General features: G+C 65.8%; 15 protein-coding genes. 11 read left to right on the top strand and 4 right to left on the bottom strand.

Annotated elements, in window-relative coordinates; all coding sequences use genetic code 11:
• Positions 1-83: 83 nt before the first annotated feature.
• The 4 genes from ACN27E_RS04905 to ACN27E_RS04890 are packed head-to-tail and all read left to right on the top strand — an operon-like array spanning position 84 to position 2,522.
• Positions 84-1,199 (top strand): molybdopterin-dependent oxidoreductase, encoded by a 1,116-nt coding sequence (locus tag ACN27E_RS04905; protein WP_422747021.1) that lies wholly within the window; start codon positions 84-86, stop codon positions 1,197-1,199.
• A complete protein-coding gene (locus tag ACN27E_RS04900) occupies positions 1,199-1,636 on the top strand; it encodes a hypothetical protein (protein WP_422747019.1) in 438 nt (145 codons plus the stop codon). Before ACN27E_RS04905 ends, ACN27E_RS04900 begins: the two co-directional genes overlap by 1 nt.
• Positions 1,633-2,286, top strand: a complete 654-nt coding sequence (locus ACN27E_RS04895; protein ID WP_422747017.1) for an RNA polymerase sigma factor — start codon at positions 1,633-1,635, stop codon at positions 2,284-2,286. The genes ACN27E_RS04900 and ACN27E_RS04895 overlap by 4 nt, the downstream gene beginning before the upstream one ends.
• Positions 2,283-2,522 (top strand): anti-sigma factor family protein, encoded by a 240-nt coding sequence (locus ACN27E_RS04890; RefSeq protein ID WP_422747015.1) that lies wholly within the window; start codon positions 2,283-2,285, stop codon positions 2,520-2,522. The genes ACN27E_RS04895 and ACN27E_RS04890 overlap by 4 nt, the downstream gene beginning before the upstream one ends.
• A 20-nt stretch (positions 2,523-2,542) precedes the next feature.
• Here ACN27E_RS04890 and ACN27E_RS04885 read toward each other — a convergent pair whose 3' ends face one another.
• Complete coding sequence (locus ACN27E_RS04885; RefSeq protein WP_422747012.1) at positions 2,543-4,180, bottom strand: dihydrolipoyl dehydrogenase family protein; 1,638 nt, start codon at positions 4,178-4,180, stop codon at positions 2,543-2,545.
• On the opposite strand from ACN27E_RS04885, the gene ACN27E_RS04880 reads away from it, so the two are divergent.
• Positions 4,169-6,391, top strand: a complete 2,223-nt coding sequence (locus ACN27E_RS04880; RefSeq protein WP_422747011.1) for an arylsulfatase — start codon at positions 4,169-4,171, stop codon at positions 6,389-6,391. The genes ACN27E_RS04885 and ACN27E_RS04880 overlap by 12 nt on opposite strands.
• Before the next feature lie 10 nt (positions 6,392-6,401).
• Here the strand turns inward: ACN27E_RS04880 and ACN27E_RS04875 are convergent, their stop codons facing one another.
• A complete protein-coding gene (locus tag ACN27E_RS04875; protein ID WP_422747008.1) occupies positions 6,402-7,106 on the bottom strand; it encodes a TetR/AcrR family transcriptional regulator in 705 nt (234 codons plus the stop codon).
• Between the two features lie 88 nt (positions 7,107-7,194).
• Here ACN27E_RS04875 and ACN27E_RS04870 point away from each other — a divergent pair, with 88 nt between their 5' ends.
• From ACN27E_RS04870 to ACN27E_RS04855, 4 genes are all read left to right on the top strand, one after another.
• Positions 7,195-7,836 carry a GAP family protein gene (locus ACN27E_RS04870; RefSeq protein WP_422747007.1) on the top strand — a complete coding sequence of 214 codons (642 nt, stop codon included), beginning with the start codon at positions 7,195-7,197 and terminating at the stop codon, positions 7,834-7,836.
• A 32-nt stretch (positions 7,837-7,868) separates the two neighbouring features.
• A complete protein-coding gene (locus tag ACN27E_RS04865; protein WP_422747005.1) occupies positions 7,869-8,768 on the top strand; it encodes an alpha/beta hydrolase in 900 nt (299 codons plus the stop codon).
• Positions 8,769-8,922: 154 nt separating this feature from the next.
• Positions 8,923-10,617, top strand: a complete 1,695-nt coding sequence (locus ACN27E_RS04860) for a GMC family oxidoreductase (protein ID WP_422747002.1) — start codon at positions 8,923-8,925, stop codon at positions 10,615-10,617.
• A gap of 103 nt (positions 10,618-10,720) precedes the next feature.
• Entirely contained in the window at positions 10,721-11,287 is a 567-nt protein-coding gene (locus tag ACN27E_RS04855) for an HD domain-containing protein (protein ID WP_422747000.1), read from the top strand.
• A 3-nt stretch (positions 11,288-11,290) separates the two neighbouring features.
• Here the strand turns inward: ACN27E_RS04855 and ACN27E_RS04850 are convergent, their stop codons facing one another.
• Both ACN27E_RS04850 and ACN27E_RS04845 read right to left on the bottom strand, forming a co-directional pair.
• Positions 11,291-11,884, bottom strand: coding sequence for a hypothetical protein (locus tag ACN27E_RS04850; RefSeq protein WP_422746998.1), 594 nt, complete (start codon positions 11,882-11,884; stop codon positions 11,291-11,293).
• A 64-nt stretch (positions 11,885-11,948) separates the two neighbouring features.
• On the bottom strand, positions 11,949-12,647 hold the full coding sequence (locus tag ACN27E_RS04845; RefSeq protein WP_422746997.1) for a helix-turn-helix transcriptional regulator: 699 nt from the start codon (positions 12,645-12,647) through the stop codon (positions 11,949-11,951).
• Between the two features lie 149 nt (positions 12,648-12,796).
• Here ACN27E_RS04845 and ACN27E_RS04840 point away from each other — a divergent pair, with 149 nt between their 5' ends.
• Together ACN27E_RS04840 and ACN27E_RS04835 are read left to right on the top strand one after the other, a co-directional pair.
• Entirely contained in the window at positions 12,797-14,050 is a 1,254-nt protein-coding gene (locus ACN27E_RS04840; RefSeq protein WP_422746995.1) for a cytochrome P450, read from the top strand.
• A complete protein-coding gene (locus tag ACN27E_RS04835) occupies positions 14,043-14,675 on the top strand; it encodes a TetR/AcrR family transcriptional regulator (protein ID WP_422746993.1) in 633 nt (210 codons plus the stop codon). Before ACN27E_RS04840 ends, ACN27E_RS04835 begins: the two co-directional genes overlap by 8 nt.
• The last annotated feature ends 5 nt before the right edge of the window (positions 14,676-14,680 follow it).

Here is a 14,680-nt window from a genome sequence, read left to right as displayed (position 1 = left end):
TACCCCTGCATGGGTCCTTCTCCCCCGACACCGCCCGCGACCATGCAGTGCCGTCTCGACCGACGCGTCGACGGGGTGACCGGATGACGCGCTTCGGGACGTTTTCGAGCTCACGAAGCACTGCGGTGACCGCTCGGGTGGGCGCCTGGCTGGGTGTGTGCATCGCTGTGTGCATGGTGACGGGGTTGCTCAGTCATTTCATCCAGCATCCGCAGCCCTGGTTCTGGTGGCCTACCCGGCCGGTGTGGCTGTATCGCCTGACGCAGGGCCTGCACGTGATTTCGGGCATCGCGGCGATTCCGCTGGTTATGGTGAAGCTGTGGTCGGTGTGGCCGAAGCTGTTCGAGCGTCCGATCTTGGGCGGCATCGGTCGCCAACTCGAGCGATTGTCGATTCTCGTTCTGGTTGCGACGGTGCTCTTCCAGTTGTCCACCGGCTTGCTGAACATCGCCCAGTGGTACGCGTTCGACTTCTTCTTCACCACGGCGCACTATGCGGTGTCCTACCTCGCGATCGGCGCAGTTCTGGTGCACATCGGCGTCAAACTGCCGGTGATCCGCGGCGCGTTGACGAGGTCGATCGACGGTGCGGGCACCGGCCGCGCCGTCGGTGTGTCCCGGCGGACCGTTCTGTGGGGTACCGGGGTCGCCGCCGCGCTGGCGACTCTGGTCACCGCCGGTCAGTCGGTGCCGCTGCTGCGTCGGGTGTCGGTCCTGGCGCCGCGCACCGGTACCGGTCCGCAAGGCGTCCCGATCAACCGGTCGGCGGCTGCGGCCGGCGTGCTCCGGACCGCGCGGTCCACCGATTACACGCTGACCGTCGCCCACGGCGCGGTGACCCGGCAATTCACGCTCGACGATCTGCAGGCGCTGCCGCAGAAGTCATTTCGACTTCCGCTGGCCTGCGTGGAGGGCTGGAGTGTCGACGCCGAATGGTCGGGCATCGCGTTGGCTGACCTGGTCGCGGCGGTGGGTGGGTCACCCGAGGCCGACGTTCGCATGATCTCACTGGAACCACCCGGCCCCTACTCCCGCACCACGCTGCCGGCCCGCCACGCCCGAGATGCCCGGACGCTCATCGCGCTCCGGCTCAACGGCGAAACGCTCGACATCGATCACGGTTACCCCTGCCGCCTCATCGCCCCGACGCGTCCTGGCGTGCTGCAGACGAAGTGGTTGTCCCGCATCGAGGTCGTCTGATGGCGCCGCTGCGGGTGATCCTCATCGCGGCGGGATCGACGGCCGGTCTCTACGGTGCCACCCTCGCATGGGAACTGCCACCGAGAACGCTCTTGCTCATCGCGGCATGGGCGGCGATCGGAGTGATCCTGCACGATTTCGTCTTGGCGCCGCTCTGCGCCGCGCTCGGCTGGGCCGGCCGACGGATCATCCGGGGTCGATGGTGGACGCCGGTGGTTCTGGCCTCCCTCTGCTCCGCGGTTCTGCTGGTCCTGGCCCTTCCCGTCTACGGCAGACCAGGCGCGAAACCGGACAACATGACGCTTCTCGACCGGGACTACTCGACGGGCCTGTGGCTTTCGCTTGCGGCCGTATGGCTCTGTGTACCAATCTATTACGTCGTAGCGATTTCGGTATCACGGCTGCAGCTGCCTTGGCGACGGACCGAGCGAACGTGAGTCCACCGGAGACGGTCACCACGGCGTTCGGGGATGAAGCGGAACTCCTCGCGGCATTGCGCAGGCGCGATGCGTCGGCGTACGCCGACCTCGTCGATCGTCATACACCGGCGATGCTCAGAGTTGCCCGCGGCTATGTACGGAGCGACGACGTTGCCGAGGAGGTGGTTCAGGAGACGTGGATCGCGCTGATGAAGGGGATCTACTCGTTCGAGGGCCGGTCCTCCTTGCGGACATGGTTGTTCGCCGTGCTGATCAACGTCGCCAAACGGCGTGGGGTGCGCGAGCGACGCGATGCGCTCGTGCCGGTTCGCTCGCAAGCCGACACCACCGTCGATCCGTCTCGCTTCCGTGGTCCGGCCGATCCGTACCCGGGCCACTGGCTGCCCGGCGACGCACCGGTACCCTTTCCTGACACCCCCGAGGGATCGGTACTCGGTGAGGAGATGCTGACCGTGACACGGCACGCGCTCGACCGGCTGCCCGACCGGCAACGCACAGTCGTCGCAATGCGTGACGTCTTGGGTATGGATTCGGCCGAAGTGTGCGCGGTGCTCGACATCAGCGTGGCCAATCAGCGCGTACTGCTCCATCGAGGTCGGGCCGCGTTGAGACAGCTCTTGGAGGACTACTTGAGGGAACCGTCATGACCGCCGATGCGATGGACTGCAACGAGCTGGTGGAGTTGGTGACCGAGCATCTCGACGGTTGCCTCGGGATGGACACACAGCGCCGCTTCGAAGCCCATCTGCTCGAATGCGACGGCTGCGCAAACTACGTGCAGCAGTTCCGCACCACCGTGGCCATTCTCGCCAGACTTCGATTCGACGACGTCGATCCGGCACTGCGCGCACGACTCATGACCGTGATCTCGGATCCGCGCTGACGTGCGCAAGGCGATGCCGTTCATTCGTCGAGCGGCGCAGCGACCAACGGGTTCCACATCTGACTCAGGGATGGGTGCGGCGCGATCACGTGCTGTAGCACCGACAGGGGCACCTTGCCCACGATCGCGGTCGTGGCCGCGTGGACCAGATCGCCGACATCCGGGCCGACCAGCGTGACGCCCAGGAGCGTATCGCCAGCGGCGTCGATCACCAGTTTTGCTTCGGCGTCGAACCCGTCGCGCAAGATTGCCAACTCGGCGATTTCGTCCGAATACCGCGCTGATCGTGTCACCGGGCGAAGACCGGCCGAAACAGCCTCGGCTTCGGTGTACCCGACCTGCACCACCTGCGGATCGGTGAAGACGACCTGCGGAATATGCCCGCGGTCCCGGGCAACGAACTGCGCTCCCCGAAGCGCTTTCCCGCGGGCACGGCATTCCACGACTCTGGCCACGATTCCGGCGTGATATTGCGAAACATGGGACAGGAGTGCCCGCCCCGTGGTGTCACCGATCGCATAGAGCCAGTCGCCGTCGACCCCGAGCGCCGTGAGGTTGTCATCGACGGACACGAATTCCCCGGTGGTCAGTCCGACGCTGTCCACACCGAGATCGTCGGTGTTGGGCGTGCGTCCGGTGGCAAGCACGATTTCGTCGGCTTCGACGTCGAGATCGCCTGCCCGCACCCAGACCCCGCCGCCTGCCTCATCGCGGGAAACCGACGTCAACTCGAGGTCGTGGTGGATCGTCACACCACGACTCTGCAGTGCCTGCATCACGCGCTCCCCCGCGAACGGCTCGAAACCGCGCAACAAACGGGGACCGCGCACCAACAGGGTGACGGCGGATCCCAAGCCCGACAGGATGGTTGCACATTCCACGCCGACCACTCCGCCCCCGACGACGATCGCGCGGGAAGGGACCGAGGACATCACGGCGAGATCTCGGTTGGTCCACGGTGCAGCTGTCAGCAGGCCAGGGACATCGGGGATCACCGGCCGCGTACCCGTGGCCAGGACGACTGCGTGCCGGGCGCGCACCTTCTGGTCGGATTCGTTCGTGCCGCCGACAACGACCGACCGCTCGCCGTCGAGTCGGCCGTGACCGTGGATGACCTCGATACCCGCGGCCCGCATGTTCGCGACCACGTCGTGGTCGGCCAGGTGGTCGATGACGGCATCTCTCTTGGCGAGGACCGCGTCGACGTTCACGCGGTCGCCGGACACCACCTCGCGAACGCCGGGAACCGCCTTGGCCAGTGCGAGGACTTCGATCGGGCGGATGAGCGATTTGGTCGGATTGCAGGCCCAGTAGTGGCATTCGCCGCCCACCAAACGATCTTCCACAACGCAGACGCTCAACCCGCGTCGCGCCAGCCCGAAAGCGGCTGTCGCGCCGCCCGGACCGCCCCCAATGACGACGGCGTCGAACTGCCGGCTCATGACCACTGTGTTTCCTTTCGACCTGGCGGGCACCGCCCGCTGCGGAGCTTCGCCGCGCGGCGTCGTCCTACGGAGGTGAGTGCCACGTCGAGCGACATGCGTTACACGACGGAATGGTGAGCGCCAGGTCGGCGGTTCCGCCCGGTCGTATGGTAGTAATGAGGTCGCATTACTTTGACGAGCTTCCGGGTGGAGGAGTTGGCGATGGGCACTCACGATGTGACCGACGAGGTGGCTGCGCCAGTAGGAGCGCCCAATGTGGTCATGATCGTGCTGGACGATCTCGGCTACGCCCAGTTCGGTTGCTACGGATCAGACATCCGGACACCGGCCATCGATCGTCTGGCTCGCAACGGACTCCGGTACAACCGCTTTCACGTCACCGGACTGTGTTCACCGACACGAGCCGCATTACTCACCGGCCGAAACCACCACTCGGTCGGGATGGGCTTTCTGGCCGATATGCCGACTACCCATCCGGGTTACACCGGCAAGATCCCGGCGTCCGCACCGACGCTGCCGCGCGTACTGCGGGATTCCGGCTGGAGCACGATGGCCGTCGGGAAATGGCATCTCGCACCTCGGGGTGAACGGACGAGTGCCGGTCCCTTCGCCCGTTGGCCGTTGGGGCTCGGATTCGAACGCTACTACGGCTTTTTGCTCGGCGACGCCAACCACTGGGACCCGCAACTGGTCCGCGACAACACCTATCTCGAGGGCCCCGATCTGCGCCCGGATGGCTACCACTTGACCGAGGACCTCACCGACGAAGCGATCAGGATGGTGGTCAGTCAGCAGCAGTCGGCGCCGGACAAGCCGTTCTTCCTGTACTTCGCCACCGGTGCCATGCACTCACCCCATCACGTGCACAAGAGCTGGGCCGACGCGTACGCCGGGCAGTTCGATATCGGTTGGGACGCATGGCGTGAGGAGGTGTTCGCGCGGCAGCTCGCCGAGGGCGTGGTGCCGCCCGACACCACACTCACCGACCGGCCCGATTGGGTCCCGGCGTGGACCAGCCTGACCGCGGACGAACGCGCCGTGTACACGCGGATGCACGAGGTTTACGCCGGCTTCCTCAGCCATACCGACAGTCAGATCGATCGACTGATCCGCACCCTCGAGGACATCGGCATCCTGGACGACACGATCGTCCTCGTGATGTCCGACAACGGGGCCAGCGCAGAAGGGGGCGTCTCGGGAACCAGCAATGAACACCGCTTCACCCATCGGATACCGGAGTCGGCGGCCGACAACATCGACCGCCTCGCGGACTGGGGTGGCATCGCGGGCTATCCGCACTATGCGTGGGGTTGGGCCTGGGCCGGCAATACCCCATTCCGGCTGTGGAAGCGGTATGCGTGGCTGGGCGGGACGCGAGTTCCGCTGATCGTGCACTGGCCGCGCGGAGTCCGCAGCGGCGGCGCTGTCCGCTCACAGTTCGCACACGCCATCGACGTCATGCCGACGGTTCTGGAGGCCTGCGGGGTGCGTTTGAATTCGGACTCCCCCGAGACCGCCGTCCACGGGTCGAGCCTGGTGCCGACATTCGACGACGCGACGGCGCCGGCGCCTCGATCGACCCAGTACTTCGAAGTCGTGGGTTCCCGCTCCATCGTTGCCGACGGCTGGAAGGCCACGACCGATCACGTGAGCCAAGGTGTGCTGGATGAGGAATCTCTGCTCGACGGCAGCCGGGATTTCGCCGCTGACCGGTGGTCATTGTTCCGCAACGACGACTTCTCCGAAGCCCACGACGTGTCGGCAGACCACCCCGACGTCGTATCGCGGTTGACCAACCTCTGGGAAGCCGAGGCCGCGCGCTACGACGTCCTGCCGCTGACCGATTCCCTGGTGGCACGAGCGGCCGAGATGGTGTGGCCGCAATACCCGCCCGGGCAGCGCGTGGTGCTGCGGCCCTCGGGTGGTCCGGTCGTCGACGAAGCACTGCCCCTGCTGTACAGCCGGCTGTCCGCCGACATCGACGTCCCAGTCGAGGGCGCCGACGGCGTGTTGTTTGCCATCGGCAACTGGACCGGCGGGCTGGCGGCGTTCGTGATCGAACGCCGACTGCACATTGCGATCGCCGCCCCCGGCGGCAACATTCGGGTGCGCGCCGATCGGCCGCTGGAACCGGGTCGCCACAGCGCAGGATGCCGGTTACACCGCCTCGACGGTGCAACTCGGGTGGAAGCGGTGATCGACGACATCGTCGTCGGCTCTGCAACCGCCCCGCTGACGTTGCCTCACGTCTGGCAACACGGTGGGACAGCGCTGCTCTTGGGCCGCGACCGCGGGCTACCGGTGTGCGACGAATATCGACCACCATTCGTGTGGAACGGTGAACTTCACTCGGTGACAGTGGAATCCGACCTGCAATCACTACCCGGTCGAGAACTCCTGCGGGCTGCGCTCACGTCCGAATAACGAGATTCGTTCACCGCTGCAACGACTCGAGCGTTGCTGCCGATACCGGCGCGCGGATGATCGCGGCCAGCGAATCGATGAGGTCCGACACGAACGTCGCGGTGGGTGGCGCCTCCGTCGCGGTGGCGTGTTGGCGCTGATGGTCGGCCAGAGAAGTCAGACTGCTGATGTAGACGAAACGAAGCCGCGCCGTCGAGACAGCCTCGGGAAGATGCGAAAGCTGTTTCCACAGAAGTTGATTGACCCGTTGCCCATGCCCGGTCAACGACGGGTCGGCCAGAATCCACGCATGCCCGCCAGGTTCGCCGTAGCCGTGGAAGAGGAGCTGAGCCACCAGCTCGACGTGCCGCTCCCCACGTTCGATGCTGCTCACCTGGGGGAGAACCAAGGCTTCGAGAAGACCCCTGAGCTCGATCGGTTGACTGCCCGACAGAGCCGTGTCGAGAATCCGCCCACGCTCTGCGTCGATACGCTCGAGACGATCTTCGAGAATGGCTTTGACCAGGTCCTCTTTGGAGCCGAAATGGTAGTTCACCACGGCGGCGTTGCTCTGCCCGGCGGCAAGTCTGATCTCATTGAGGCTCACGGCAGCGATTCCACGGTCGGCGAACATCGCCTCCGCAATCGCGATGAGCTTGCCACGTGTCGCTTCTCCGCTGCTGTTGCGGCCGCGGTTGCGCGCCGGTTCTCGATGGTGTTTCGACTCCGAGGGCATCGCCCGATCGTACTCAGAAGATGACGCCCAGTATATAATGAGCTTTCATTACTTTTGGGCGGAACACGACGGAAAGCTCGGGTGCGCAATGTTGTTGGAGTTGGCGTCGCCGGCACTGATCATCGCGGTGTCGCCGGCCTCGGTGGTCCCGGCGATCCTGATGCTGCACACACCCCGACCGCTCGCGGCGGGATGGGCCTTCGCAGCGGGGTGGACACTGTCACTGGCGCTGGCGACCGGGGTGTTCGTCCGAATCGCGGGACAACTCAGCGATGCCGGCGGTCCCCCGCCGCACTGGATCCGGCCCGCGACGATGGTGGCTGCGGTGCTCCTGATCGTCGCCGGTCTCGTCACCTGGACACGTCGGGGCCGGGCCAAACGGGCGCCGGTATGGCTGCGGGCGCTCGACTCCGTTACTCCGCATCGGGCACTGGCCGTCGCACCGGTTCTGGTATCCCTCAATCCCAAAGTGCTCTCCGCCTGTGCCGCCGCAGGTTTCAGCATCGGAGCCACCGCGCCGACGAGCCTCACCCTGTCGGGAGATGTCGCAGGATTCGCCGTGCTCGCCAGTGTGACGGTGATCCTGCCCGTGCTGAGCTACGCCATCTGGCGCGAGCGCATGAACGACCCCCTGCGCCGGCTCAAGGTGGCGCTGGAGCGACATAACGCCGCGATTCTGGCGGTGATCCTCGTCGTCGTGGGGTTGATGTTGTTGCTGCAGGCAGTGTGATCACCCTGCCGTCGATGAATAGGAGAACACCGGTGTCTGATGCCACATCCAGCCGCGCGAGCCGACGGCTGATCGCCTTCCAGAAACTCATCCTGATGGCGTCGGCGAAATCCGGCGGTGGGCACGACCTGGACAAGACCCGCGCCATCACCCGATCCATGGAGTCGTTCCAGCGGCGCGCGCGCGGAGTCCAGGAGGCTACCGCGACGGTGGGCGGTGTACCCGTTCGGTGGTTCCGCCCGAGCCGCAAGGGCGGCGGGTTGATCTTCCACGTCCACGGCGGGGCTTTCGTCTCCGGTAGTTCGCTGGCCGCTCGTGCCCACAGCGGCCTGGCCCGCGACCTCGGCGCGGAACTGATAAGTGTCGATTACCGACTTGCACCGGAGCATCCGTTTCCCGCCGCACTGGATGACGTGTGGGCGGTCTACGACGAGGTGGCGCGCGATCGGCCTACGGTCGTGATCGGAGAATCCGCCGGCGGTGGACTGGCCATGTCGCTGGTACGACGAGTACTCGACCGGGGCGGTGCCGCGCCGAAGGGGTTGGTGACGATGTTCCCTTGGGCAGATCTGACGAACAACTCCGCCAGCTTCCTGCACAACGAACACCGAGATCTGCTGTCGCGCGCGGGCCTGTCGCGCAGCGCCGCATCGTATGCCGGCGACTACGATGTGAAGACGCCGTTGGTATCGCCGCTCTTCGGCTCATTCGCCGAATTCCCCTCCACGTTGATCGTCGTCGGCACTCACGACTGTCTACTCGATGACTCCCGCAACGTGGCCGCGCGCATGCGGACGGCCGGTGTCGACGTCACCCTTGTCGAAATGGCCGGTGGGTTTCACGGTTTCGTCCTGTTACCCGTACCGGAATCGAAGAAAGCCAGGCAGCACATGACATCGTTCGTCGGCACAGCCCTCGGCGATCGATGGTGATCGGCTGATCATCGAGGCCGACAGCCGCCGGCACCACCTGGCCAAGTACCGGTCCGATCGCAGCGTGTCGCCGATGTGACCCCGGAACACGATAGGCACGAGAACCTCGATCGCGCACAATGGGACTCCCATCCGTCGGCGTTGGAGGAGAGCGGTGCCGGAAACGAACCCCGTGGCCGAATTCGACTTCGTCGTCATCGGCGCAGGCAGCGCGGGCTGCCTGCTCGCCAACCGACTCAGCGCCAACCCTGAGCACCGGGTGCTGTTGATCGAGGCCGGCGGCACAGACAACTGGTTCTGGATCAAGGTGCCGGTCGGATACCTGTACACCATCGCCAATCCTCGCACCGACTGGTGCTTCACCACCGAGCCCGACCCGGGGCTGGCCGGTCGCAGCATCATCTATGCGCGCGGCCGGGTGATCGGCGGCTGTTCATCGATCAACGCGATGATCCACATGCGCGGCCAGGCCACTGACTACGAGCTGTGGGCGCAGGCCACCGGCGATGAGCGATGGCTCTGGGGTGGCCGACACCGTCCGGGCCAGACACTGGACATCTACCGGGAGCTGGAGGACTACTTCGGCGGCGAGGACGACTGGCACGGTGTCGGTGGTGAGATCCGCGTCGAGCGGCCACGTGTGCGCTGGAAGATCCTGGACGCTTGGCAGACCGCCGCCGCCCAGTCGGGCATCGAGCCGATCGAAGAGTTCAATCGGGGCGACAACTCGGGCAGTGCGTACTTTCACGTCAACCAGCGACGCGGGCGGCGCTGGTCGATGGCCGATGCATTCCTGCACCCGGTAACCGACCGCCCCAACCTCACCGTCTACACCCGCACCCAGGCTCTGCAGCTGCTGATGGACGATGAGGTCCGGGAGGATCAGCGCCGTGGCGCCTGGACCACAGCACGACACCGCGCCACCGGCGTGCGAGTGCTCAAAGACCGTCAGATCGTCGACATCCGAGCTCGCCGAGAGGTCATCCTGAGCGCCGGAGCCATCGGCTCGCCGCATCTCATGCAGGTCTCCGGTCTGGGGCCGGCCGAGCTGCTCGGGCACCATCACGTGCCGGTGACCGTCGATCTACCAGGCGTCGGCGAAAACCTCCAGGACCATCTACAACTGCGCACCGTCTACCGCGTGACGGGCGCGCGTACCGTCAACACGCTGTACCGGAACTGGATCACCCGGGCGGGCATGGGGCTTCAGTACCTGCTGCTGCGATCCGGGCCCATGACGATGCCGCCGTCCACGCTGGGGGCATTCGCCAAGAGCGACCCGCAGTTGGCCAGCCCCGACATGGAGTGGCACGTGCAGCCACTGTCGTTACCGAAGTTCGGCGAAGCCCTCCACCCCTTCGGCGCCATCACGCCCTCGGTCTGCAACTTGCGTCCCACCTCGCGGGGTCAGGTGCGGATGGCCGATGCGGATCCGCTGACCCACCCGAAGATCTCCTGCAACTACCTGTCCACCGACGCCGATCGTGAGGTCGCCGTACGCGGGCTCCGGATGACCCGGCAGATCATGGCGGCGCCGGCCCTGGCGCGCTACCACCCGGAAGAAATGCTGCCCGGACCGCACCTGGTGAGTGACGACGACCTACAAACGGCCGCTCACGAACTGGGGACCACGATCTTCCACCCGGTGGGCACCTGCGCGATGGGCGCCTTCGACACGCGCGGTCTCCCGCGGTCCGCCACCACCGTGCTCGACACCGACTGCCGCGTCTTTCGCGTCGCCGGCCTCCGCGTGGTCGACGCATCGGCGATGCCCACCATCACGTCCGGCAACACCAACGCGCCGGTCATGCTGATCGCCGAGCGCGCAGCGCGGGCCATGCTGGAATGAGCACGGGGCAACCGCTCGTACCCCGACGCACATCATCTCGACACGCGGCCCTGGCAGGGCGGGACTACGGTCTATCGGGAACCAGTGGAGAGGAACCCCGGCCATGAGCGCGCCCACCCGTGCCACCTACCGCACGATGTCCGAAGGCACCGCCGAGGATTACGCCTTGATCAGCGCCGCCGAAGAGACGAACAATGCCGGCCTGGTGCCCCGCGTCCTCTCTCTGGTCGAAGCACTCGCCGAGGGTGAGCAGGCCTACCCCATCAGCCGGCTCGACCACTCGTTGCAGTCGGCTACCCGGGCCTACGACGACGGCCGTCCGGTCGACTACATCGTCGCGGCGTTGCTGCACGACATCGGTGACACTTATGCGCCCCATGCCCACGGCGCGTTCGCCGCTGCCGTTCTCGCACCCTATGTCCCCGAGCGTCTGGCCTGGATCGTGAAGGTTCATCCCGAGTTCCAGCAGTACTACTACGCCCCGCACATGGGCGGTGTCCGAGACGCCCGGGAGAAGTATCGTGGCCACCAGTGGTTCGACGATTGCGTGGAGTTCTGCGAGAAATACGACCAGAACTGTTTCGATTCCCGGTTCGAGCATCGGCCGCTCGAGTTTTTCGGCCCCCTGGTCGACGAGGTCTTCGCCCGCGAACCGTGGGCCACGCGCTGACGTTCAATAACGGAATGCGCGGGTGCCGGTGACCGACCAGATCGGATCGACGACGCCGTCGCGCACGGTGAGGATGTCGACCCCGCCGATGCCGGCGGATGTCGTTCGCAGCATGGCGACTCGCCCACTGGCGACGTCGACGATCAGTTGCCGGTGCACGGCGTAACCCTTCGCCTGCGCCCACTTCGACGCCTCGGCCGCGAGCACGTCCCGCTCGAGGAGATCGCCGGGCGGCGGGTCCGGCTCATCCCGGTGCGGACCGGCGAATGTCCAGTTCTCTTTGATTCGCCTGCCGTGCTGTACGTTCACGTCGATTCCCGTCATCACCGTCGCGTCTGCAGACCTGACGTCCCAGAGATAGGCGAAGGTATCGCCGTCGATGACGTACAGCCGCGGAACGAAGATGTTGCCCAGCCGGGCGCGGGCCGCTGTGACGAACGCTTCTTGCTGTGCCGGGCCCACGACCGAATCGAGGTCGGGTCCATCGGCGAACCATTGCACGCAGTCGTCGGTCATGAGCTGATGGGCGAGTGCGGAGTCTTGATTCCACATGCGGCACCATGTGGCGGCCAATTCGGTGATCTCAGCGGTGTTCATGACGCAACGATCGCAAGGGTTGGCGACACCGTCGTGTCGGTGTTCCGGATCACATTCCGGGCGTTCAACGGTCCAGTGGAGCCGCTCCGATCCGATCGAGCTCTGCGCCGAACTCGACCTCACGGGCCGGCGCGCGCTCGTCGGTCAATTCCGCAGCGACGATGCGGTCGAGCAGGAAGCCTCGAACGCCGGAACGCAGCCGGCACCAGCCGACGAGATACCAACCGACCGCAGACCACAGGAAGCCCAGCGGCTCGACGTCACGGCGGGTGCGGGCGCCGTCCCGGTCGACGTAATCGAGATGCAGGACGCGGTCGGTGGAGACCGCCTGCGTCACGGCGTCGGTGATCCCGGCGGCTACCCGCGGGCGTTGCTCCCCGAGGGTGTGCACACGCGCCGCCAACGCCTGCTCGCGAGTGCGCATATCAGCGGGCAACACCGCCAGCACCTTCTGGGCGGCGACACGTGCCGAGGCCGCGAACGGCGAACCGGTGACCGATCGCAACGCGACACTGATCGCCAGCGCCTCGGTTGCGGTGAGTGTCACCGGTGGCAAGGTGCGGTCTCGATCCAGGAAGTAACCACCGGCACGGCCCACTCCCCCTCGAATAGCCACACCCGATTCCCGCAGGGCCGTCAGGTCTCGCTCGATGGTGCGTGTGCTGATCTCGAATCGCTCGGCAAGCCATGAGGCCGTGCGTGGCCGCGGCGACACCGCGCGCAACTCTTCGACGATCGAGTACAACCGGTCCGCTCGGTTCACAGCGCCAGCCTATTCGCGAGCTCGATGGACATGCAGTAACCGTTTGTATGACCTGGAAGAGAATCTCGTATTCGAACTGCCGATTTCATTCATGCCTACCCCTTTTGGTCATACACTCATGTCCAGAGTGTCCGAAAGGCGGCGGCAGCATGACCATGATCAGCACTGCATCGAGTGTGTTGGACGCCGATCTGCCCAGGTTGCACTACGACCTGGGCGCCACGCCGCACGACGTCATCGAGGATGTCCGAAGGGCCCAGTCCTGTGCACCGATAGCCATCGGCCCCCTCGGGCCCGAGATCATCTCCTATCGACTCGCCCGGGATATGCTGCGCGACAATCGATTCCGCCTGCCGCCCGGAATCACCCTGGCGGCGCAGGGCATCACCTCGGGTCCGCTTTTCGACAAGTTGACGAGCAGCCTGCTGGGCATGGACGGCGCACCACACACGCGATTGCGCAAACTCGTCTCCAAGGCGTTCACCCCCCGAGCGACTGCCCGGTTGCAGGACACGATCCACGCGGTGCTCAACGAGCTGATCGACCGTGTGGTCGATGCCGGGCGCTGCGACGTCGTGACCGATATCGCGCGTCCCTACCCGACGCCGATCATCTGCGCGGTGCTCGGTGCACCTCGCGAGGACTGGCGCCGCTTCGCCGATTGGACCGAAGACGTGTTCGCGGCCTTCAATTTTCAGACCGGTGTCACGTTCGACGAATCTGCGATCATGCGCGCGTGGGGTGAACTCGACGCCTACGTCGACGGGATGGTCGACATCCGCCGGAACAGGTTGACCGATGACCTGCTCTCCGAGCTCATTCGTGCCGAAAGCGACGGCGACCGGCTGAGCCTCGACGAACTACGCATGCTGGTGGCCGGCTTTCTGATGGCGGGCACCGATACGACACGCAATCAGCTGGCGGCATCGATACAGGTGCTCTGCGAACATCCGGACCAATGGGAGACGCTGCGGGACCGACCCGAACTGGCCATGCAGGCGGTGGAGGAGAGCATGCGCCACTCCCCGGCGGCGTGCATCGTCCCGCGAACCACCGCCGAGGAGGTCGAGTTCGGCGGATACCGGTTCCCGGCGGGCACCTTCATCCTCGTGAACACCTTCGCGGCCAACCGCGACCCGGCGGTCTATGACGAGGCCGACCGCTTCGACATCACCCGAGCGGACGCGCCCGCCATTCTGACCTTCGGCGGGGGCGCGCACTACTGCCTGGGGGCCAACCTCGCACGCCGGGAACTTGCCGAAGCGCTTGCCCTTCTGACCCGCCGCCTTCAGGCACCCGGTCGTGCGGGCCCCGCTCCGTGGAAATCGCTGCTCGGGATGACCGGTCCGGCGACCCTTCCCATCACCGTCGTCCCCCGCACACCGGTGACTGCCGATGCGTAGCCGGGGGTGGGCGGGTTCGACGCCGGCCTCCGACGAGGAGGCGATCGTCCGCATCCTGGATGCGGTGGACGACGTGCTGGCCGACGATGGGCCGACGCTGCGAATCGCCGATGTCGCCCGCCGGCTGGGAGTCACCCGCCAGACGGTGTACCGCTACTTCCCCAATGCCGACGCACTGCTCATCGCCAGCGCCATCCGCGCGGTCGACGGGTTCATCGATCAGCTGGTCGACCACGTCAGCGGAATCGACGACCCGGCTACCGCACTCGTCGAATGCGTATACCTCGCGGTCCAGATACTGTCCGGCGATCCGCAGCTGGAGAACCTCCTGAACTCTCGGCACGAGGATGGGGAACGGGTGACTTCACTGACATCCGATACCGCCACGACGTTCTGCCTGTCGTTCTTCCGCCGCCTTGACGTGAACTGGGAGCTGCACGGTTTCACCGGTACCGCGCTCGACCAATTGGCCGAGATGACCTTACGCACAGTGCAATCCCTCCTGACCGATCCTCCCGGTTCGCGGTCCGACGAACGAGAATTACGCAGCTTCATCGCCCGGTGGCTCGGTCCCGCAATCCTCTATCCACGCTTGACGTCGCTGTCGGCTTACGACCAAGCCTGAAATCC

Source organism: Mycobacterium sp. WMMD1722 (genome assembly GCF_049315205.1).
In the GTDB taxonomy this organism is placed as follows: domain Bacteria; phylum Actinomycetota; class Actinomycetes; order Mycobacteriales; family Mycobacteriaceae; genus Mycobacterium.
The sequence above is the reverse complement of the archived record's forward strand: the minus strand, read 5'-3'. Positions and strand labels throughout refer to the sequence as shown.